The sequence below is a fragment of the Chelatococcus sp. XZ-Ab1 genome, assembly GCF_029309855.1.
GTDB classification, from domain to species: Bacteria; Pseudomonadota; Alphaproteobacteria; order Rhizobiales; family Beijerinckiaceae; genus Chelatococcus_A; species Chelatococcus_A sambhunathii.
Genome location: NZ_JARKII010000010.1, coordinates 153,316 through 173,970 on the forward strand (window position 1 = coordinate 153,316; position 20,655 = coordinate 173,970).

Here is a 20,655-nt window from a genome sequence, read left to right on the forward strand (position 1 = left end):
GGTAATTCATGGCGCATCTGCCGCTCGAGGGCCTCGTCGTCCTCGATTTCTCGACCCTGCTGCCGGGGCCGCTGGCGACCCTGATGCTCGCCGAGGCCGGGGCCGAGGTCATCAAGGTGGAAAAGCCGCAGGGCGACGACATGCGGCACTTCCCGCCGCGGCTCGGCGAGACTTCGGCGCCCTTCGCCGTCCTCAACGCCGGCAAGCGCAGCATCGCCCTCGACCTGAAGAACCCGGACCAGCGGGCGGCGCTGCGCCCCCTCGTCGAGCGGGCGGATATCCTCGTCGAGCAGTTCCGCCCGGGCGTCATGGCGAAGCTCGGCCTCGGCTACGAGGCGCTGAAGGTCATCAACCCGCGCCTCGTCTATTGCTCCATCACCGGCTTCGGGCAGGAGGGGCCGCGGGCGCAGGAGGCGGGCCACGACCTCAACTATGCCGCCGTGGCGGGGCTCCTGTCGCTCAATCCCGGCACGACGCGCAGCCCGACGGTGCCGCCGATGCTGGCGGCCGATATCGGCGGCGGCTCGCTGCCGGCGGTGCTCAACATCCTGCTCGCCCTGCGCCAGCGCGATTTCACCGGCGAGGGCATGCACCTCGACATCGCCATGAGCGACGCGATGTTCACCTTCGCCTGGTATGGCCTCGCCCAGGGCCACGCCACCGGCCGTTTCCCGGGAGCGGGGGAGAATGTCCTTGCCGGCGGCTCGCCGCGCTACGGCCTCTATGCCACCCGCGACGGGCGCTTCCTCGCCGTGGGGGCGCTGGAGCAGAAGTTTTGGGACACCTTCTGCGGTGCGCTCGACCTGCCGGAGGCCCTCCGGGACGACCGGCGCGATCCGGCGGCGACGCGTGCGGCGATCACTGAACGTATCGCTGCGCAGGACGCGGACGAGTGGCGCCGGCGCCTCACCCCACTCGACTGCTGCTGCACGGTGGTGGCCAGTCTCGACGAAGCGGTGCGCGACCCGCATTTCACGGCTCGCGGGCTCATGAGAGCGACCGCGGCGACGCCCGACGGCAGCCGCATTCCGCTCGCCGCCGTGCCGATCGACCCGCAGCTGCGGCGCGCCCGCGACGAGCCGCGCTCAGTGCCGGCGCTCAAGCCCGCGTCACAATAGCGGGTCGGCAGCCCCGGCGCGGGACATCAGCCGCGGCAGGCGCGCGTGCGGGGCGAGCCCCTCGCGCATGACGAAGCGGCGCAGCGGCCCGATGAGATCGAGCGCGATGAGGCCGGCGCCGCGCAGGAGGTCGGCCGGGAGGAAATGGGCGAGCAGTGTCCGGTTCAGCGCGTCGACGCCCGTCGTCCTGAGGCGCACGTCGAGCCGCCGGCCGCGTTCGTAGGCTCCGAGGGCTTCCGGGCTGCCGATGTCGAGGCCGCGCGTGCGCGCATCGACCACGGCATCGCGCAGGTTGGCGACGTCCCGCATGCCGAGGTTGAGGCCCTGCGCGCCGATGGGCGGAAAGACGTGGGCCGCCTCGCCGGCGACGGCGATGCGATCGGCGGTGAAACGCGCGACCGAAAGGCCGCTCATCGGCACGCGCCCGCGTCCGCCCTCGACGCGCATACGCCCGAGCATGGACCGCGCCTGCCGCTCGACGGCAAGCGCGAAGCTTTCGTCGTCACGCGCCGCGAGCGTCTCCGCCTGCTCGGGGCTGCACACCCACACGAGGCTGGAGCGCAGCCCCGGCAGCGGCACCAGCGTGAAGGGCCCCGAGCGGGTGTGGAACTCCGTCGACGTGTCGCGGTGGTCGCGGCTGTGCGCGAGGATCGCTGTCAGCGCCGTCTGCGGATAGGACCATTCGCGGATGTCGATGCCCGCGTCGGCCCGCATGCGCGAGTTGCGCCCGTCTGCCGCCACGACGAGGGGCGCCCTAAGGATGCGGCCGTCGTCCAGGCTCACTTCGGCGAGGTCGGCGCCGTCCGTGAAGGCGGTGGCGGATGCGGCCACGCGCGCGAGCCCACGGGTGTTGTCGGCGAGGGTAGCAAGGCCCGCGACCAATGTCGCGTTCTCGATGTTGTAGCCGAAGGCGTCGAGGCCGATCTCGCCGGCGTTGAAGGTCACCGGCGGCGGGCGGAAGAGGTTGTCCGTCGCATCGATGAGGCGCATGTGCGCCATGGGGGCCGCCTGCATCTGCAGGCCGTGCCAGGCGCCGATGGCATCGAGCAGGCGGATGGAGGCATCGAGCAGCGCCACCGTGCGCCCGTCGCGCGCCGTGCGCACCTCCCCGACAAGCGTGGTGCGGAGGCCTTCCTGAGCCAGTGCGATGGCGAGGGCGAGGCCGGCTGGGCCGGGCCCGACGACGATGACATCGGCGTCCGCCGCCGGGACTTTTCGCTTCGCCATCGCATGTCCTCCAACTCGGCCGCGCCTTGCGCCGCACGTCGACCTCTGAGCTACCGCAAGCTGGGCGCGGATGCCAGAGGCCGGCTACCGCACGCCACAATGGCCGGATTGTCGCGGCTTCCGGGCCATGCTTTCCTGCCGGACCGAGCGATTCGAGACGGAGCTTTCCTGCATGTTCGAATGGGTGGCCAATCCCGCCGGCTGGGCCGCGCTCGTCACGCTCTCGGCCATGGAGATCGTGCTCGGCATCGATAATGTCGTGTTCATCTCCGTGCTGGTATCGAAGCTGCCGCGCGACCAGGCGGAGCGGGCCCGCCGCATCGGCCTCCTGCTCGCGCTCGTCTTTCGTGTTTTGCTGCTTTTTGCGCTCACGGCCATCATGCGCCTGACGGAGCCGGTCTTCACCATTTTCGGCAATGGCTTCTCTTGGCGCGACATCATCCTCATCGTCGGCGGGGCGTTCCTGATCGCCAAGGCGACACACGAAATTCACGCCGAGATGGAGGGGCCGGGCGAGAGCGAGCGGCGCGGTGCGGCACCGGGCGCCTTCACGGCGGCCGTCGCGCAGATCACGGTCATCGATCTCGTCTTCTCGGTCGATTCCATCGTCACGGCCATCGGCATGGCCCAAGACGTATCGATCATGATCATCGCCGTCGTCATCGCCATGGCGGTAATGTATGCGGCCTCCGGGCCCGTCAGCCGCTTCATCGCCCACCACCCCACCACGAAGATGCTGGCACTGGCCTTCCTCATCCTCATCGGCGTGTCGCTGGTGGCTGAAGGCGGCGAGATCCATATCCCTCGCGGCTACATCTATTCGGCCATGGCCTTCGCGGCAGCCGTCGAGGCGATCAACGTCATGGCTGGTCGCAAGCGGCGCAGGCATGCCGGGGGGAGCGGAGAGGCCTGATCAGAGCGTGGCGAGCGCCCGGCCTGCCGCGTCGCGGGCCGCCGCGACGGTGGCGGCATAGCGCACGAGCGGCACCTTCAGCCCCTCGTGCGCCAGAACCCGCCTGACAGAGGGGCTTGCGCCCGCGATGTAGAGCCGGGCCCCGCGCCGCGTTGTCTCCCGGGCGATCGACAGGAGCGCGCGGGCCGCTGTCGAATCGGCGAAAGGCACCTGCGACAGATCGAGCACCAGCGTCTTGGGACGGCTGCCGATGCGCTCCAGGATGGCGCCGACGTTGCCGGCGGCGGCGAAGAAGAGCGGGCCGGCGATGCTGTAGACGATGACGTCCGGATCGGCGACGCGGCCACTGTCGTAAGCTTCCCGCGCGCCGGCCGGCGCATCCGCCTCGTCGTCCATGCCGAGCGAGGCGTGCCGCTCCACGGCGACGAGCTCGCCCATGCGGTGCATGAAGAGGAAGCTGCCGAGCACGACGCCGACGGCGATGCCTTCTGTCAGATCGCGGAAGACGGTGAGGAGGAAGGTGGCGAGCAGCACCACGGCCTCGCCGCGCGAGCGCGTGAGGATCGACGCGAAGGCGTGCCGCTCGGCCATGTTCCAGGCGACCACGGCGAGCACAGCCCCGAGCGCGGCCAGCGGCACATAGGCCGCGAGTGGCGCCGCCACCAGCATGAAGACGAGCAGGAAGAGCGCGTGTAGCATGCCGGAAACGGGCCCGATGGCGCCGGCGCGGACGTTCGTTGCCGTGCGGGCGATGGTGCCCGTCGCAGTCAGGCCGCCGAAAAGCGGAGACGCGATATTGGCGAGCCCCTGCGCGACGAGCTCGCAGTTCGAGCGGTGGCGCCGCCCCGTCATGCCGTCGGCGACCACCGCCGACAGGAGCGATTCGATGCCGCCGAGCAGCGCGAGCGCCAGCGCATCCGGCAGGACGGTGAGCACCTTGTCGAGCGACAGGGCCGGCATGCTCGGTGCCGGCAGGCCGCGCGGCACCTCGCCGAAGCGCGAGCCGATGGTCTCGACCGGCAGGCCGAAGGCCCAGGAGGCGAGGGTGGCCGCAAGCACCACGATGAGGAAGGCCGGCAGCCGCGCATCGATGCGGCGCACGAGGATGATGAGGCCGATCGAGGCGACGGCGAGGGCGATGGTCGCCCCGTTCGCCGTCTCGCGCACCTGCCACAGCGCCTCGACCTTCGGCAGGAGGGCCGCAGGCTCGGGCCCGGCCAGCGTCAGGCCGAGGAGCTCCTTGAACTGGCTCGCCAGGATGATGACGGCGATGCCGGCGCTGAAACCGACCGTCACCGGATGCGGGATGTACTTGATGTAGGTCCCGAGCCGAAGAAAGCCGATGAGGACGAGTACGAAGCCGGCGATCATCGTGGCGAGCAGGAAGCCGTCATAGCCGTGGCGCTCGATGGTGGCGGCCACGAGCACGATGAAGGCGCCGGCCGGGCCGCCGATCTGAAAGCGGCTGCCACCGAAGGCGGAGATGAGAAAGCCGCCGATGATGGCGGTGGCGAGGCCCTTGTCCGGGCTCACCCCGCAGGCGATGGCAATCGCCATCGACAGGGGTAGGGCGACGATGGCGACGGTCAGGCCCGCCAGCGCGTCGGCGCGCAGCTGCGGCAGGCCATAGCCCTCGCGCAGGACGGTGACGAGCTTGGGCGTGAACAGGTCCCGCAGGCTGGGAGACGGCTTCGGCGAAGGTCTCGGTGACGTCTTTGCCTGCTGAAGCATGGGGTTTGATCCTGACGCAAATTACAAAATGTATTTGTAGTATATAAGCCCGGAGCCGCATTGCCTACGACGGCATTGCATATCTAACATGCAATGCAACACGAGGGATGGAAGCCGTGAAAGCAATCCGCATTCACCGCCACGGCGGGCCAGAGGTGCTGGTCTATGAGGATGTCGACATCGGCCAGCCGGGTCCCGGCGAGGTCCGCGTCCGCAACATGGCAGTCGGCCTCAATTTTATCGATGTCTATTTCCGCACCGGCGCCTACAAGCCGCCGGGCCTGCCGTTCACGCCCGGCAACGAAGGAGCCGGCGAGGTTGTGGCGGTGGGCGAGGGCGTCGGCGATTTCGCTCCCGGCGACCGGGTGGCCTACGCTGCTACGCTCGGCTCCTATGCCGAAGAGCGGATCGTGCCGGCCCAATTCCTGGTACACCTGCCCGGCGCCATCGACTTCGAGACGGGCGCGGCCATGATGCTGAAGGGCCTGACGGCGCAATATCTGCTGCGCCGCACCTTCCGCGTCGAGGCTGGCCACACCATCCTCGTCCACGCAGCCGCGGGCGGCGTCGGCCTCATCCTGACCCAATGGGCGAAGCATCTTGGCGCCACCGTCATCGGCACCGTCGGCTCGCCGGACAAGGCCGAGCTCGCACGGCACAACGGCTGCGACCACGTCATCGACTACCGCAGGGAAGACTTCGTCGCCCGCGTGAAGGAGATCACGGGCGGCGAGGGGTGCCACGTCGTCTATGACGGCGTCGGCAAGGCCACCTTCCCGGGTTCGCTCGACTGTCTTCGCCGCTTCGGCTATTTTGTCAGCTTCGGCTCCGCCTCGGGACCCGTCGAGGCCTTCGACATTCTGCTCCTGGCGCAGAAGGGCTCGCTCTTCGCAACCCGGCCGACGCTGTTCACGCATCTGGCCACGCACGAGGACGTGGTCGAGATGAGCAACGATCTCTTCCATGTGGTCGAGAGCGGTGTCGTCAAGATCCCGATCCACGCCCGCATGCCGCTCGCCGAGGCAGCCGAGGCGCACCGCCGCCTCGAGGCGCGGCAGACGACCGGGTCGACGGTGCTGCTGCCCTGAGCAACCTTTCATTGGCACGGATCCTGCCTCGGCGGGCGGGGCGAGACACGGGGCGGGGCGGCGTGACGGAGTTGGACGCAGCAGCGGGCGCGGGCGCGGATGAGACGGGGCCGCCGCTCATCGCCATGCACGGCATCACCAAGATCTTCGGCTCGCTCGTCGCCAACGATCATATCGATCTCGCCATCCGGGCGGGCGAGATTCATGCCCTGCTCGGCGAGAACGGTGCGGGCAAGTCGACGCTCGTCAAGATCCTCTACGGACTGCTTGAGCCGACGCAGGGCGAGATCCGCTGGCGGGGCGAGCCGGTGCGCCTTGCCGGGCCGCAGGAGGCTCGCGCGCTCGGCATCGGCATGGTCTTCCAGCATTTCTCGCTGTTCGAGAACCTGACGGTGGCGGAGAACATCGCCGCCGCCATGCCGCCCGACCTGTCGCTCGCCGAGGTTGCCGCGAAGGCGCGGAACGTGTCGGGCCAGTACGGCCTGTCCGTCGACCTCGACCGGCCGGTGTGGACGCTCTCGGCAGGCGAGCGCCAGCGTATCGAGATCATCCGCTGCCTGCTGCAGGACCCGCGGCTGATCGTGCTCGACGAGCCGACCTCCGTGTTGACGCCGCAGGAGGCAGACCGGCTTTTCGTGACGCTCGAACGCCTGGCCGCGAGCGGCTGCGCTATCCTTTATATCTCGCATCGCCTCGAGGAGGTGCGACGGCTGTGCTCTTCGGCCACGATCCTGCGTGCCGGCCGCGTCGTCGCTACCATCGACCCGCGCGCCGTCAGCGCCCGTGAGATTGCGGGCCTGATGGTGGGCGCGGCGCTGCACGACGTGGTCGCCGGCCGTGCCGCCGCCGACGGCGCCCCGCGGCTCGTCGTGCGCGGCCTCTCGCTCGCGCCTGAGAAGGCGCATGGCCAGGCGCTGCGGGACATCGATCTCGTCGTGCGGGCGGGCGAGGTCCTCGGCATCGCTGGGGTTGCCGGCAACGGCCAGGGGGAGCTTTTCGCCGCACTCTCCGGCGAACGTCTCGCCGCTGCACCGGACGTTGTCACCATCGATGGTAAGCCCGTCGGGCATCTCGGCGTAACCGAGCGGCGGCGGCTGGGCGCCGCCTTCGTGCCGGAGGAGCGGCTCGGCCACGGTGCGGTGCCGGACCACCGCCTCGCGGAGAACACCTTGCTTTCACGCCACGGCACCGGCGGCCTCGTCTCGCGCGGCTTCGTGCTCGCCGACGCGACGCGGGCACTGGCGACGCGCATCATCGAGACCTTCGACGTGCGCAAGGAGGGTGCGGACCCGCGCGCTCGTACCCTTTCCGGCGGCAATCTGCAAAAATTCGTCGTCGGCCGCGAGATCTTGCGCGAGCCGGGCGTGCTCGTCGTCAATCAGCCCACGTGGGGCGTGGATGCTGGCGCCGCCGCGCTCATCCGCCAAGCGTTGGTCGATCTTGCCCGCAGCGGCAGCGCCGTCCTCGTCATCAGCCAGGACCTCGACGAATTGTTCGAGATCGCCGACCGCATCGCCGTCATCCACGCCGGTGAACTGAGCGCGCCGGAGGCGACGGGCGACCTCACCCGCGAGACGGTCGGCCTGCTGATGGCGGGCGCTGCGGCACCGAAGGGGACCGTCCATGCGCATTGAGCTGCAACAACGCACGGCGCCCTCGGCCATCGCGCGGCTCCTTGCGCCCGTGCTTGCGCTGGCTGCCGCCTTTCTCCTCGGCGGTATCGTCATTGCGGCCATGGGCCGCTCGCCGCTCGCCGCGCTCGACGTTTATGTGCTGCAGCCCTTGTCCGACCCATGGGCGCTGCAGGAGATGGTCGTGAAGGCGACACCGCTCGTGCTCATCGCCATCGGCCTGTCCTTCTGCTTCCGGGCCAACCTGTGGAACATCGGCGCCGAGGGACAGTTCGTGGTCGGCGCCATTTGCGGCAGCACCGTCGCGCTCGCCACGCACGGAACAGCCGCGGGCGCCTGGGTGCTGCCGGCCATGCTGCTGCTCGGCACGCTCGGCGGCATGGCCTGGGCGGGCGTGCCCGCCTTCCTGCGCGCCCGCTTCGGCGTCAGCGAGATTCTGACCAGCCTGATGCTCGTCTACGTGGCCGAGTTGATCCTCGATTATCTGGTGCGCGGGCCCTGGCGCGATCCCAAGGGCTTCAACTTCCCCCAATCCGTCACCTTCGACGAGGCGGCGACGCTGCCCTTCCTCACGGACGGCGGGCGTCTGCATGTCGGCATCCTCATGGCGCTCGTCGCCGTCATCGTCGCCTTTGTCGTGATGGGGCACACCATCTTCGGCTATCGCCTCAGGGTCACGGGCGAAGCGCCTCGCGCCGCACGCTTTTCCGGCTTCAGCGAGCCGCGCACGACCTTCATCGTCTTCGCCATTTCCGGCGGCCTCGCCGGGCTCGCCGGCATCGTCGAGGTCGCGGGCCAGATCGGTCAGCTGAAGCCCTCGATCTCGCCGGGCTACGGCTTCACGGCGATCATCGTCGCCTTCCTCGGGCGCCTCAATCCCTTCGGCATCCTGCTCGCCGGCCTCGTCATGGCGCTGACCTTCATCGGCGGCGAGGCGGCGCAGATCACGCTGCGCCTGCCATTCGACCTGACGCGCACCTTCCAGGGCATCCTGCTGTTCTGTGTCCTGGGGGCTGACGCGCTCGTCACCTATCGTGTGCGGCTCGTGCGCGGCACGCCGGCACAGGCGGCAGGGAGAGCGGCATGAGCATTGTCGAAGCCATTCTGCTCACCATCGTCACGGCATCGACGCCGCTCCTCATCGCCGCCCTCGGGGAGCTGGTCACCGAGCGGGCCGGCGTTCTCAACCTGGGTGTCGAGGGTATGATGGCGATGGGCGCCGCCTGCGGCTTTGCTGGCGCCATCCTGTTCGATTCGACCCTTCTTGGCGTCCTCTGTGGCATTCTTGCCGGGGGGCTGACGGCGGCGCTCTTCGCCTTCGCCGTGCTCGGCCTCGCCGCCAATCAGGTCGCCTCGGGCCTGGCGCTGACCATCTTTGGCCTCGGCCTGTCCGGGCTCATCGGTGCGCCCTTCATCGGCGCCCGGCGCGATCCCATCACGCATCTCCACATCCCGGGGCTCTCGGACCTGCCTCTCGTTGGGCGTCTGTTCTTCGGCCAGGATGCCTTCGTCTACGCCTCGCTCCTGCTTTGTCTCGGCGTCGGCTGGTTCCTGTTCCACACCCGCAAGGGCCTGTTGCTGCGGGCGGTGGGCGAGAACCAGACCTCGGCCCATTCTCTCGGCCTGCCGGTGCTGCGCGTGCGCTTCGTCGCCATCCTCTTCGGCGGCGCCTGCGCGGGCCTCGCGGGGGCCTATCTCTCGCTCGTCTATACGCGCTTCTGGTCGCCGGGCATGACCTCCGGGCGCGGCTGGATCGCGGTCGCGCTCGTCGTCTTTGCGGCTTGGCGGCCCGGCTGGACCTTCTTCGGCGCCTATCTCTTCGGGGCGGCGACGGTGCTGCAGCTCCATGCGCAGGCGGCGGCGATCGGCATCCCGTCCCAGGCGCTGTCAGCCTTGCCTTATCTTGCGACGATCGTCGCGCTCGTCGTCCTCTCGCTCGGTCGGCGGCGCGACACCGGTGCCCCGGGTTCGCTCGGCGCACCTTTCGTGCCGGACCGGTAGCTTGCTAAGTTCGTCCGTCCCGCCGTGCCGGAGAGGGGACGTCGCAGGGGGCGGCGTCCTGCGGGCGGACAAGACCAGCCCCCATTCGAGTGACAGGGACCCACGATGAAGCGTCTATTCACCCATCTTCTGGCGACGGCGGCCATGGCGCTCGTTGCCGGCGCTGCCAGCGCGCAGGACAAGCTCAAGGTCGGCTTCATCTATGTGGGGCCGGTCGGTGACCACGGCTGGAGCTACCAGCACGATGTCGGCCGCAAGGCCATCGAGAAGGCGCTCGGCGACAAGGTCGAGACGAGCTACGTCGAGAGCGTGCCGGAGGCCGATTCAGAGCGCGCCATCGAGCAGCTCGCCCGCACCGGCCACAAGCTCATCTTCACCACCTCCTTCGGCTACATGGAGCCGACGCTCAAGGTGGCGAAGAAATATCCGGGCGTGAAGTTCGAGCACGCCACCGGCATCAAGCGCGCCGACAATGTGTCCACCTATGCGGCGAAGTTCCATGAGGGCCGCTATGTCATCGGCCAGATCGCGGCCAGGATGTCGAAGACGGGCGTCATCGGCTATGTCGGCGCCTATCCGATCCCCGAGGTCGTCGCCGGCATCAACGCCTATTTCCTCGGCGCCCAGTCGGTGCGGCCGGACATCAAGATCAAGGTGGTCTGGGCCAATTCCTGGTATGATCCGGGCAAGGAGGCGGACGCCGCCAAGGCGCTGCTCGACCAGGGCGTCGACGTGATGGCCCAGCACACCGACAGCCCGGCGCCCCTGCAGGCGGCCGAGGCGCGCGGCCATTTCGGCTTCGGCCAGGCGTCGGACATGATTCGCTTCGCGCCCAAGACGCAGCTGACCGCGATCGTCGACAACTGGAACGACTATTACGTCGCCCGCACCAAGGCCGTGCTCGACGGCACCTGGAAGTCCGAGGACACCTGGGGTGGCCTCGACAGCGGCATGGTGAAGATGGCGCCCTACACCAACATGCCGGATGATGTGAAGAAGATGGCCGAGGAGACGGAGGAGGCGATCCGTTCCGGCAAGCTCAATCCTTTCAAGTGCCCCGTATTCAGGCAGGACGGCAGCGAGGTGGAGTGCAAGGGTGGCGCGGCTCTATCAGACGAGCAGGTGCTCGGCATGAATTTCTATGTGAAGGGTATCGAGGACAAGCTGCCGCAGTAGACGGCGGCAGGGACTGCAGGCGGAACGGCCGGCGCAAAGGCGCCGGCCGTTTGCGTCTTAACGGAGCACTCAGCCGGCGATCTTGCCGCCGCCCCGCTTCGTGATGGCGACAATCGACGGGCGAGGCGGCATGCCGTCCTGGAAATCCGGCCACCGCGTCGCCGGATCGTCGAAGGTCGAGATGCGGCCGAAGGCCGACCAGTCCTTGCCATCGTCGCCGGGGTGCTGCACGGCGACAAAGAAGGTGGTGAGGTCCGGCGTCGGCATGGGGCCGCAGAGCTCCGCACCCGCCGGGCAACGGAAGAACAGCTTGGAGGTGCCGCGCGCCGCGCCTTCCGTGTCGAGAGCGAAAAGCCCGTCGGTGCGGCCTGTGCTCTTTTCGGACATGCCGTCCGTCGACACCCACAGGCGCCCCTCGCTGTCGATGGCGCAGTTGTCCGGCATGCCGAACCAGCCGTCCTTGCTCGTCGCCGAGGAGAATGTGGCGCCGACGTCGGCGATCGAGGGGTCGCCACATTTGACGAGGATTTCCCAGGTGAACTTGCGCGCCGCATGATCGCCGCCCTCCGGCAGCATCTCGATGATGTGGCCGAACTCGTTGTTGGCGCGCGGATTGGCGGCGTCGACCTGTTCGGCCTTGCGGCGCGCGTTGTTGGTCAGCATCACATAGACCTTGTCGGTCTGCGGATTGGCCTCGACGTCCTCCGGCCGGTCCATCTTGGTGGCGCCGAGGAGATCGGCGGCGCGGCGCGCCTCGATGACGACATCGGCCTGGCTGGCAAAGCCGTTTGCCGCCGTCAGCGGCCCCTCGCCGAAGACGAGCGGCAGCCATTCGCCAGTGCCGTCGGCGTCATAGCGGGCGACATGCAGCGTGCCCCTGTCGAGCAGGTCCATGTTGGCGGCGCGGTCGGCCGGATCGACCCGGCCTTCGGTGACGAACTTGTAGACGTAGTCGAAGCGCTCGTCGTCGCCCTGGTAGACGACGAAGCGTCGGTCCTTGTTGACGATGTTCGCCGCGCCCTCGTGCTTGAAGCGGCCCATGGCCGTGCGCTTCTTCGGCACCGAGGTGGGGTCGAGCGGGTCGATCTCCACCACCCAGCCGAAGCGGTTCGATTCGTTCGGCTCCTTGGCGAGGTCGAAGCGGTCGTAGTGCTGGCCCCAGTTGTAGGAATTGCCGGGCACGCCGTAGCGCTTCAGCGCCGCCTCCTCGGGGTGGCCGTCGGCCTTGCCCCAGAAGTAGCCGTTGAAGTTCTCCTCGCACGTCAGCCACGTGCCCCAGGGCGTGATGCCGCCGGCGCAGTTGTTGAGCATGCCGCGCACCTTGCGCCCCTCGGCATCGTAGGAGGTCTTCATGCGCTCGGCGCCGGCGGCCGGGCCGGTGATCTCCATTTCCGTCTCGGCGGTAATGCGGCGCGCATATTTCGAATCCGGCACCACCTGCCACTTGCCGTTCACCTTGCGGACTTCGATGACCGAGCCGCCGTGCGCCATCATCTCGATGTCGACGAGCGCCTTCGTCATGTCCTTGAAACGGACGTCCTTGGTGTGCTGGGGCGGGATGCCCGGAAACATCAGCTCCTCGTTGGTGTATTCGTGGTTCACGACGAGGAGGCCGTGCGCCGACGGGTCGGCGGCGCCGGGCAGGGGGATGTAGCCGAGGAAGTCGTTATTGTAGCCGAACTGCCCGGCCTGCGCCTCGGCGCTCTGGCTCTTCGGATCGAACGCCGGCGCGCCGGGCAGCACGGGGTCGCCCCAGCGGATGAGAATGTCGGCGTCATGGCCCTCGGCGACATGATGCCGCTCGTCGACACCCGCCGCCGGCTCCTTGAAGCGGAAGGCCGATGCGTCGGTCTCGGCGCGCGCCTTTTCGGCCGTGGCGAGCGCCAGCGGCGAGACGGTGGCCGAAATGGCGGTGACGGCCAGCGCCCCGCGCATCAGGTCGCGGCGGCTGAAGCGCCGGGCGATGATCTCGCCCATGCTGGGATTGTCGCTCGTGTTGCGGCCGAGGTTCTCTGATTCCTCGTAAGCCTGGGAGCGAGTCAGCTCAGCGTCGGTCATCCTGGGATCCCCCGATGGAAAATCAGCCGCTCACAGTTAGGGCCGGGGCATGTCCGATGGATGACACTACGTCCCGCGATCGACTGTAACCGATGACGCCCGCAGACGACGTTTCTCCATCGGCCATGGCGCCTGCGAGACCCAGGCCACGGTGGAGAAGGACCCTGAAACGAAACAGCCGGGGCCCGAAGACCCCGGCTGCCATATTCCGGTGCGGGCGGCCGGAAGGGCCCCCCGCGCTGCATCAGACCGAGTAGTACATGTCGAACTCGACCGGGTGCGGCGTGTGCTCGAAGCGGATGACGTCCTGCATCTTGAGTTCGATATAGGCGTCGATGAAGTCGTCGCTGAACACGCCGCCGGCCTTGAGGAAGGCGCGGTCCTTGTCGAGGGACTGCAGCGCCTCGCGCAGGCTGGCGCAGACGGTCGGGATCTTCTTCAGCTCGCGCGGCGGCAGGTCGTAGAGATCCTTGTCCATCGCCGAGCCGGGGTCGATCTTGTTCAGGATGCCGTCGAGGCCGGCCATGAGCAGGGCCGCGAAACCGAGGTAGGGGTTCGCCGTCGGGTCGGGGAAACGCACCTCGACGCGCTTGGCCTTCGGCGAGTTCGTCCACGGAATGCGGCAGGAGGCCGAGCGGTTGCGCGAGGAGTAGGCGAGCAGCACCGGCGCCTCGAAGCCCGGGACCAGACGCTTGTAGGAGTTGGTCGACGGGTTGGTGAAGGCGTTGATGGCCTTGGCGTGCTTGATGATGCCGCCGATGTACCACAGGCATTCCTGGCTGAGGTCGGCATACTTGTTGCCGGCGAACAGCGGCTTGCCGCCCTTCCAGATCGACTGGTGCACGTGCATGCCCGAGCCGTTGTCGCCATAGACCGGCTTCGGCATGAAAGTGGCCGACTTGCCGTAGCTCTGGGCCACGTTGTGGATGCAGTACTTGTAGACCTGCATCTGGTCGGCCATCAGCGTCAGCGTGTCGAACTTCATGCCGAGCTCGTGCTGGGCCGAGGCGACCTCATGGTGGTGCTTCTCGACCTTGACGCCCATGGCAGCCATGGCCGCGAGCATCTCGCCACGCATGTCCTGTCCGGAATCGAGCGGCGGCACGGGGAAGTAGCCGCCCTTCGTCGGGATGCGGTGGCCGAGGTTGCCGCCCTCATAGTCCGTGTCGCCGTTGATCGGCAGCTCCGCCGCATCGAGCTTGAAGCCCGTGTTATAAGGGGTGGCCGTGAACTTGACGTCGTCGAAGACGAAGAACTCCGCCTCGGGGCCGACATAGATCGTGTCGCCGATGCCGGTCGACTGCAGGAAGGCCTCGGCCTTCTTGGCGATGCCGCGCGGGTCGCGGTTGTAGGCCTCGCCCGTGGTCGGCTCGAGAACGTCGCAGACGATGGAGAGCGTCGCGGCCGAGAAGAATGGATCGACGGTGGCGGTGGCCGGGTCCGGCATGAGGAGCATGTCGGATTCGTTGATGGCCTTCCAGCCGGCGATCGAAGAGCCGTCGAACATCGTGCCTTCGGCGAAGATGTCTTCGTCGATCATCGACACATCGAAGGTGACGTGCTGCCACTTGCCACGCGGATCGGTAAAGCGGAAGTCGACATACTTGATGTCTTCGTCCTTGATCAGCTTGAGCACGTCCTTAGCGCTCTTCATCATTATCATCCTCTAGTGGAACTGGCCGTCTGCGGCCCGTGGGGTGGCGTAGGTCGGATCAAATCGCGTCCGTGCCGGTCTCGCCGGTGCGGATGCGGATGACCTCCTCGACCGTGGATACAAAAATCTTGCCATCTCCGATCCGGCCCGTCTGGGCCGCCTTGCGGATGGCCTCGACCGCCCGGTCGACCATCTCGTCGGCAAGAACGATCTCGATCTTCACCTTGGGCAGAAAGTCGACGACGTATTCCGCCCCGCGGTAGAGCTCGGTATGGCCCTTCTGGCGGCCGAAACCCTTGGCTTCGATGACGGTGATACCCTGCAGGCCGACGTCCTGAAGCGCCTCCTTCACCTCGTCGAGCTTGAAGGGTTTGATGATCGCTTCGATCTTCTTCATGCCGTGCAGCCTCCGCAGGATCAGTCAGTGCAAACAGCTCGTGTGGCTCTTACCATCAAAGCCGATCGGCCTGCCACGGGGAATTGGCCGCTCCCTGCCACGCAATGTTGCAGCCAGACGACATTTGGAGGCTAAAAATTGTGCAGATGCTACTTTTTTCATCGACCCCGGCGAGGGGGCTGCCATCGCAGCGGCAGAATGCCCGATGCTTGAGCTCATGACCTGCGCCGAGATGGCTGCGGCGGATGGGCGCACCATAGCCGGTGGCACGCCGGGCATCGTGCTGATGGAACGGGCGGGGCAGGCGGTGGCCGAGCGGGTGCTCGCCGGGGTGGCAGGACCCCAGCGCATCGCCGTTCTCTGCGGGCCCGGCAACAATGGCGGCGACGGCTTCGTCGTCGCGCGCCTGCTCGCGGCGGCGGGCCACGATGTGGCCGTCCACGCCCTCGTGCCGCCGGACCGGCTGACGGGTGACGCCGCCGAGGCGGCCCGCGGCTGGCAAGGCGAGGTCCTGCCGCTCGCGGGCTGGCGTGCCGACGGTGTCGATATCATCGTCGACGCCATCTTCGGCGCCGGGCTCGCGCGCGATATCGCCGCGCCGCTCGATGCGGTGATCGCGGCAGTGAATGCCGCCAGCGCCCAGGTCGTCGCGGTCGACGTGCCCTCCGGCATCGACGGCGACACCGGCACCGTGCGGGGCTGCGCCGTCAGGGCTGACGAGACGGTGACTTTCGCCCGGCGCAAGCCCGGCCATCTGCTGCTGCCGGGACGCGAACATTGTGGCCGCGTGCATGTTGCGGACATCGGCATCGCCGACGCGACGGTGGCCGCGCTCGATGTGCGGACGGCCGCGAACGCTCCCGGCCTCTGGCGGGACAAGCTGCCGCGCCCGGATGCGGCGGGTCATAAATACAAGCGCGGCCATCTCGTCGTCGCCTCCGGCGGGCCGGCGCGGACGGGCGCGGCGCGCCTTGCCGCGCGAGCCGGCCTGAGGGCCGGGGCCGGGCTCGTGACCGTCGCCTCGCCGCCGGCGGCCGTCGCCATCAATGCGGGGCATCTGACCGCCATCATGGTGCGCGCCGTCGATGGTGCCGAACAGCTCGCCGACCTGCTGACAGATGCGCGCTTCTCGGCGCTCGTTCTCGGTCCGGCGCTGGGCATTGGCGAGGAGACGCGCCGTATGGTCGAGGTGGCCGCCGCCGCGCGCCGGCACCTCGTGCTCGATGCGGATGCGCTGACGAGCTTTTCGAACAATCTCGCCGGCCTGTGGCAGGTGGTGACCTCCGCTGCGCCGGCTGGCGTCGTGCTGACGCCGCACGAGGGCGAGTTCGCAAGGCTGTTCGGGGAGCCCGGGGGCGTCGCGCAGGCGCGATCCAAGCTGGAGCGGGCCCGGGCCGCCGCCGCGGCGAGCGGGGCCGTTGTCGTGCTCAAGGGCCCCGACACGGTCATCGCCGCGCCGGACGGACGCGCCGCCATCAACGAAAACGCACCGCCTTGGCTCGCGACGGCCGGGACGGGCGACGTGCTCGCCGGCATCATCGGCGGCCTCATGGCCCAGGAGATGCCGACCTTCGTGGCCGCCTGCGCCGGCGTGTGGATGCACGGAGCGGCGGCCGCTGCCTTCGGGCCGGGCCTCATCGCCGAGGACCTGCCGGAGATGCTGCCGCAGGTGTGGCGGACGTTGCTGGATTAGCCTTCGTTTTCAGCGGGAAGGGATGGCTTCTTGAATCACCGCCTCACGTCACCTCGTACCAGGTGGCGAGGCCGGCCGGCAGCCGGTCGAGGATGGCCGAGCCGATCAGCCAGCGGCCCGGATTGTCGGCGACGAAGGCGATCCGCACCGTGCGCCCGGGCGGCACGGCGAACGTGTCGAGCCAGTAGGGCTCCCAGCCGTCGTCGAGCGGATGCAGCAGCCGCACATGGTGCCCGTGGATGTGCAGGGCCTGCACGAAGGCGGTCTGGTTGGTGAAGGCCAGCACGGCTGGCTTGCCGCGCGGCACGCGCAGCAGCGGCTCGCGCTGGTCTGTAAAGGCGGCACCGTTGACCTGCCAGAGGCGCGTGACATCGGCATCGGTCGCCGGCCGGTTCGGGTCGAGGCCGCCGCCGATTACCGCCTCCGCGCGCAGGGCGGCGGCAAGGTCGATGGCGGCCGGCAGATCCGGTGCCGCCAATGCCGGCCGCGGTTCATCGGCATGCGGCGACGGGGCACCGGTCGCCGCGAACGTGACGAGCGGCACCGTCGACGTGCCGAACAGGCCGCTGACGGTCGCGCCTTCGCCCGGCGTGACGACGACGTCGAGGCGCCCGCCGGGCAGCAGCGTCAGCATCGCGCGGGCCGGAGCGAAGGGCTCGACGGCAATGCTGTCGACGGCGATGACCTCCGCCTCCATGGCGTCGAAGCGCAGCGTGAAGATGCGCGCGTTCGCGGCATTGACGAGGCGCAGCCGCGCACGGCCGCGCTGCGGCAGCCTTACCGCCTGCGGCGGCGTCACGCCGTTCACCGTCAGCCAGTTGCCGAGCCGGCCGGCGAGCCCCGCGTCCTCCGCGGTGCCGAAGCTCGCCCGCAGGGCGCCGCTCTTCTCGAGCGCCCAGTCGGACAGGACGACGATCACGTCCTCGTCCACCGCGATCGATTCCGGCTCGGGGACGATGAGCGTGCCATAGAGCCCGCGGGCAGATTGCTCGGCGGCATGGGCGAGGACGGCCGGGCGGAGAAGGAACGTACCCGGCCGGACCGGCGTGAGGGTAAGCGAGCGCTCCCCGCCGGGCGGCACGGCATCCCCCGCAAGTGGCGCCGCTCCGTCAAGCGCATTCTCGGTCCGCAGGCCGAGGACATGCATGGAGACGGGCTGCGGCAGCTCGTTGGTGAGGTGCAGCGCGAGGGCTTCGCCAAGTGGCGCGCGCAGCCGTGCCCCCGCGGCATCGCCTGTGAAGCTCCATAGGTCCGCGGGGCCTGCGGCGGACGGATTGAGCGGTACCCTCGCGGGCGCCGCGACAAGGCGGGCGCCGCCTCCGGCAGCCGGCTGAGCGCAGGCTCTGCGCGTTGTGCCCGTGAACAGCGCAAGCCCGCCGAGTGCCTTCACGAATGTGCGACGGGCCATGGCGGTGGTATGGGAGCGAGAGGAAATCGTCGTTGCCTCGAATGGCGCCATGGAGACCATCGCTTTGTCGGAAGGCCCAGATCTAACGCGAAGCGCCGTCCGGCACGAGGGCGCGGCAGCATTTTTCCGCCCTCGCCATGCTGCTGCGCCGGGGCGCCGGGCACAAAAGGCGGCGCGCGTCATTTTTTTGCTGCATCACCCTTCTGTCATGATATAGAGCCCCGTCCCGGAAGGGGTCTTGGCCGCAGGGCGAGACTCCGGTTGCGGGCGTGGCGGAATTGGTAGACGCGCTGGATTTAGGTTCCAGTGACGACAAGTCGTGGGGGTTCGAGGCCCTCCGCCCGCACCATGCGCCTTGGTGAGGTTCGGCGCGGCCGACCCTTGTGAATGATCATTCAGAGCGAACGGAATAGAGCTGTAAAGATGCAGGCGACGCAAACCCTGTCCGAGGGGCTCAAACGCGAGTTCAAGGTGGTCGTGCCGGCCGCCGATCTGGAAACGAAGCTCACGGGCGAGCTGGCCGGACTGAAAGATCGTGTCCGCATCAACGGCTTCCGCCCGGGCAAGGTGCCGCTGACGCACCTGCGCCGGCTCTATGGCCGCGCCGTGATGGCGGACGTGGTGCAGAACGCCGTCAACGACGCCAACCGCCAGATCGTCGCGGAGCATTCGCTCAAGCTCGCCCAGGAGCCTCAGGTCACATTCCCCGAGAACAAGGACGAGATCGAGGCCGTGATGGAGGCGAAGGCGGATCTTGCCTTCACCGTCGCGCTCGAGGTGCTGCCGCAGATCGAGATCAAGGACTTCTCCGGCATCGAGCTGACCAAGGAGGTCGCCGAGATCGGTGACGCTGAGGTCGACGAGGCGCTGGAGCGCATGGCCAAGCAGAACCGCAGCTTCTCGCCAAAGGACGATGCGGCCGAAAACGGCGACCGCCTGACGGTCGACTTCGTCGGCACCATCGACGGCGAGGCCTTCGAAGGCGGCTCGGCCGAGGACATCAAGGTCGAGATCGGCTCGAACTCCTTCATCCCCGGCTTTGAGGAGCAACTGGTCGGCGCCAGGGCTGGCGAAGACCGCACGGTCAACGTCTCCTTCCCGGAGAATTACCTGGCGCCAAACCTCGCCGGCAAGGCTGCGACCTTTGCCGTGAAGGTCAAGGCGGTCGAGGCCCCGGACGCGCTCAAGATCGACGACGAGCTCGCCAAGGGCTTCGGCATGGAGTCGCTCGACAAGCTCAAGGACGCCGTGCGCGAGGCGATCGGGCGCGACTTCGCCGCCCAATCCCGCCGCAAGCTCAAGCGCATCCTGCTCGACGCCCTCGACGAGCAGTATACCTTCGACCTGCCGCCGAGCCTCGTCGAGCAGGAATTCGCCGGCGTGTGGAACCAGGTCGAAGCCGAGATGAAGCAGTCCGGCAAGACCTTCGCCGACGAGGACACGACGGAGGAAGAGGCGCGCGCCGAATACCGCCGCATCGCCGAGCGGCGCGTGCGACTGGGGCTGGTCCTTGCGGAAATCGGCGAGAAGGCCGATGTAAAGATCACGGACGACGAGGTGACGCAGGCCGTCATCGAGCGCGCCCGCCAGTTCCCCGGCCAGGAGAAGGCCGTGTGGGACTATTATCGCAAGAACCCGCAGGCGCTTGCCGAGATCCGCGCCCCGATCTTCGAGGAGAAGGTGGTCGACCACGTCCTCGGCCAGGTCAAGGTGACGGAAAAGACAGTGTCGCGCGAGGCTCTGTTCTCGGACGACGAGGACGGCGAGGCTGGCGCGGACGAGGGCAAGAAGGCCAAGAAGGCCTCCAAGTCCAAGAAGAAGGCGTAACAGGCTATCCTGCGGGCGATTCGCTGCAGGATCGCCCGCAGGGTCGGTTCACGGCCGCGGGCATTCGGAACCGACGAGGAAGACGATGAGGGATCCGTTAGAGGTCTATAACAACACGCTCGTGCCGATGGTGGTGGAGCAGTCCAACCGCGGCGAGCGTGCGTTCGATATCTATTCCCGCCTGCTGCGCGAGCGAATCATCTTCCTCACCGGCCCGGTGGAGGATTATTCGGCCTCGCTCATCGTGGCGCAGCTGCTGTTCCTCGAGGCCGAGAACCCGAAGAAGGAAATCTCCTTCTACATCAATTCCCCCGGTGGTGTGGTGACGTCGGGGCTGTCCATCTACGACACGATGCAGTTCATCCGCTGTCCCGTTTCGACGCTGTGCATCGGCCAGGCGGCCTCCATGGGCTCGCTGCTTCTTGCCGCGGGCGAGGCCGGACAGCGTTTCGCGCTGCCGAATGCGCGCATCATGGTGCATCAGCCTTCGGGCGGCTTCCAGGGCCAGGCGACGGACATTCTCATCCACGCGCGCGAAATCGAGGCGCTGAAGCGCCGCCTCAACGAGATCTACGTGAAACACACGGGCAAGGATCTCGTCTCCATCGAGCAGGCTCTGGAGCGCGATTTCTTCATGACCGCGGATGCGGCTCGCGACTTCGGCCTCATCGACCAGGTCCTGGCGACGCGCCCGGAGGTGGCGGCCTGATCGCGGTTGTCCCCAAGGACGGGT

16 protein-coding genes and 1 tRNA gene are annotated in these 20,655 nt (G+C 68.2%); 11 read left to right on the forward strand and 6 right to left on the reverse strand.

Annotation, left to right across the window (positions count from 1 at the left end; translation table 11 throughout):
* The first annotated feature begins 8 nt into the window (after nt 1-8).
* Nucleotides 9-1,118 (forward strand): CoA transferase, encoded by a 1,110-nt coding sequence (locus P2T65_RS15860; RefSeq protein ID WP_276200161.1) that lies wholly within the window; start codon nt 9-11, stop codon nt 1,116-1,118.
* Here P2T65_RS15860 and P2T65_RS15865 read toward each other — a convergent pair.
* Nucleotides 1,110-2,345: a UbiH/UbiF family hydroxylase gene (locus P2T65_RS15865; protein WP_276200162.1), complete on the reverse strand. Its 1,236-nt coding sequence runs from the start codon at nt 2,343-2,345 to the stop codon at nt 1,110-1,112. The genes P2T65_RS15860 and P2T65_RS15865 overlap by 9 nt on opposite strands.
* 172 nt (nt 2,346-2,517) lie before the next feature.
* Between P2T65_RS15865 and P2T65_RS15870 the strand changes: the two genes are divergently transcribed.
* The gene (locus P2T65_RS15870; protein ID WP_276200163.1) at nt 2,518-3,258 is read left to right on the forward strand and encodes a TerC family protein; all 741 of its coding nucleotides are present in this window, start codon (nt 2,518-2,520) and stop codon (nt 3,256-3,258) included.
* Here P2T65_RS15870 and P2T65_RS15875 read toward each other — a convergent pair whose 3' ends face one another.
* On the reverse strand, nt 3,259-4,989 hold the full coding sequence (locus P2T65_RS15875; protein WP_276200164.1) for a SulP family inorganic anion transporter: 1,731 nt from the start codon (nt 4,987-4,989) through the stop codon (nt 3,259-3,261).
* A 116-nt stretch (nt 4,990-5,105) separates the two neighbouring features.
* On the opposite strand from P2T65_RS15875, the gene P2T65_RS15880 reads away from it, so the two are divergent.
* From P2T65_RS15880 to P2T65_RS15900, 5 genes are all read left to right on the forward strand, one after another.
* Nucleotides 5,106-6,077, forward strand: a complete 972-nt coding sequence (locus tag P2T65_RS15880) for a quinone oxidoreductase (RefSeq protein ID WP_055458502.1) — start codon at nt 5,106-5,108, stop codon at nt 6,075-6,077.
* A gap of 125 nt (nt 6,078-6,202) precedes the next feature.
* Complete coding sequence (locus P2T65_RS15885) at nt 6,203-7,711, forward strand: ABC transporter ATP-binding protein (RefSeq protein ID WP_276200169.1); 1,509 nt, start codon at nt 6,203-6,205, stop codon at nt 7,709-7,711.
* Nucleotides 7,701-8,795, forward strand: coding sequence for an ABC transporter permease (locus tag P2T65_RS15890; RefSeq protein ID WP_055458363.1), 1,095 nt, complete (start codon nt 7,701-7,703; stop codon nt 8,793-8,795). The genes P2T65_RS15885 and P2T65_RS15890 overlap by 11 nt, the downstream gene beginning before the upstream one ends.
* A complete protein-coding gene (locus tag P2T65_RS15895) occupies nt 8,792-9,709 on the forward strand; it encodes an ABC transporter permease (protein ID WP_055458362.1) in 918 nt (305 codons plus the stop codon). The genes P2T65_RS15890 and P2T65_RS15895 overlap by 4 nt, the downstream gene beginning before the upstream one ends.
* Before the next feature lie 105 nt (nt 9,710-9,814).
* Nucleotides 9,815-10,885, forward strand: a complete 1,071-nt coding sequence (locus P2T65_RS15900; protein ID WP_055458361.1) for a BMP family ABC transporter substrate-binding protein — start codon at nt 9,815-9,817, stop codon at nt 10,883-10,885.
* A gap of 69 nt (nt 10,886-10,954) precedes the next feature.
* On the opposite strand, the gene P2T65_RS15905 is transcribed toward P2T65_RS15900, so the two are convergent.
* The 3 genes from P2T65_RS15905 to P2T65_RS15915 all read right to left on the reverse strand — a co-directional run bounded on the left by P2T65_RS15905 (nt 10,955) and on the right by P2T65_RS15915 (nt 14,994).
* Nucleotides 10,955-12,943 carry a PhoX family phosphatase gene (locus tag P2T65_RS15905; protein ID WP_071923747.1) on the reverse strand — a complete coding sequence of 663 codons (1,989 nt, stop codon included), beginning with the start codon at nt 12,941-12,943 and terminating at the stop codon, nt 10,955-10,957.
* A 244-nt stretch (nt 12,944-13,187) separates the two neighbouring features.
* Nucleotides 13,188-14,597, reverse strand: a complete 1,410-nt coding sequence (gene glnA, locus P2T65_RS15910; protein WP_055458360.1) for a type I glutamate--ammonia ligase — start codon at nt 14,595-14,597, stop codon at nt 13,188-13,190.
* A gap of 58 nt (nt 14,598-14,655) precedes the next feature.
* On the reverse strand, nt 14,656-14,994 hold the full coding sequence (locus P2T65_RS15915; protein ID WP_019403288.1) for a P-II family nitrogen regulator: 339 nt from the start codon (nt 14,992-14,994) through the stop codon (nt 14,656-14,658).
* Between the two features lie 205 nt (nt 14,995-15,199).
* Here P2T65_RS15915 and P2T65_RS15920 point away from each other — a divergent pair, with 205 nt between their 5' ends.
* Nucleotides 15,200-16,687 carry an NAD(P)H-hydrate dehydratase gene (locus P2T65_RS15920; RefSeq protein WP_276200165.1) on the forward strand — a complete coding sequence of 496 codons (1,488 nt, stop codon included), beginning with the start codon at nt 15,200-15,202 and terminating at the stop codon, nt 16,685-16,687.
* Nucleotides 16,688-16,730: 43 nt separating this feature from the next.
* Here P2T65_RS15920 and P2T65_RS15925 read toward each other — a convergent pair whose 3' ends face one another.
* Entirely contained in the window at nt 16,731-18,146 is a 1,416-nt protein-coding gene (locus P2T65_RS15925) for a multicopper oxidase family protein (RefSeq protein WP_276200166.1), read from the reverse strand.
* A 212-nt stretch (nt 18,147-18,358) separates the two neighbouring features.
* Here P2T65_RS15925 and P2T65_RS15930 point away from each other — a divergent pair.
* From P2T65_RS15930 to P2T65_RS15940, 3 genes are all read left to right on the forward strand, one after another.
* Nucleotides 18,359-18,444, forward strand: a tRNA-Leu gene (locus P2T65_RS15930).
* 74 nt (nt 18,445-18,518) lie between these two features.
* Nucleotides 18,519-19,922 (forward strand): trigger factor, encoded by a 1,404-nt coding sequence (tig, locus tag P2T65_RS15935; RefSeq protein ID WP_276200167.1) that lies wholly within the window; start codon nt 18,519-18,521, stop codon nt 19,920-19,922.
* An 85-nt stretch (nt 19,923-20,007) separates the two neighbouring features.
* A complete protein-coding gene (locus tag P2T65_RS15940) occupies nt 20,008-20,631 on the forward strand; it encodes an ATP-dependent Clp protease proteolytic subunit (protein ID WP_019403284.1) in 624 nt (207 codons plus the stop codon).
* The last annotated feature ends 24 nt before the right edge of the window (nt 20,632-20,655 follow it).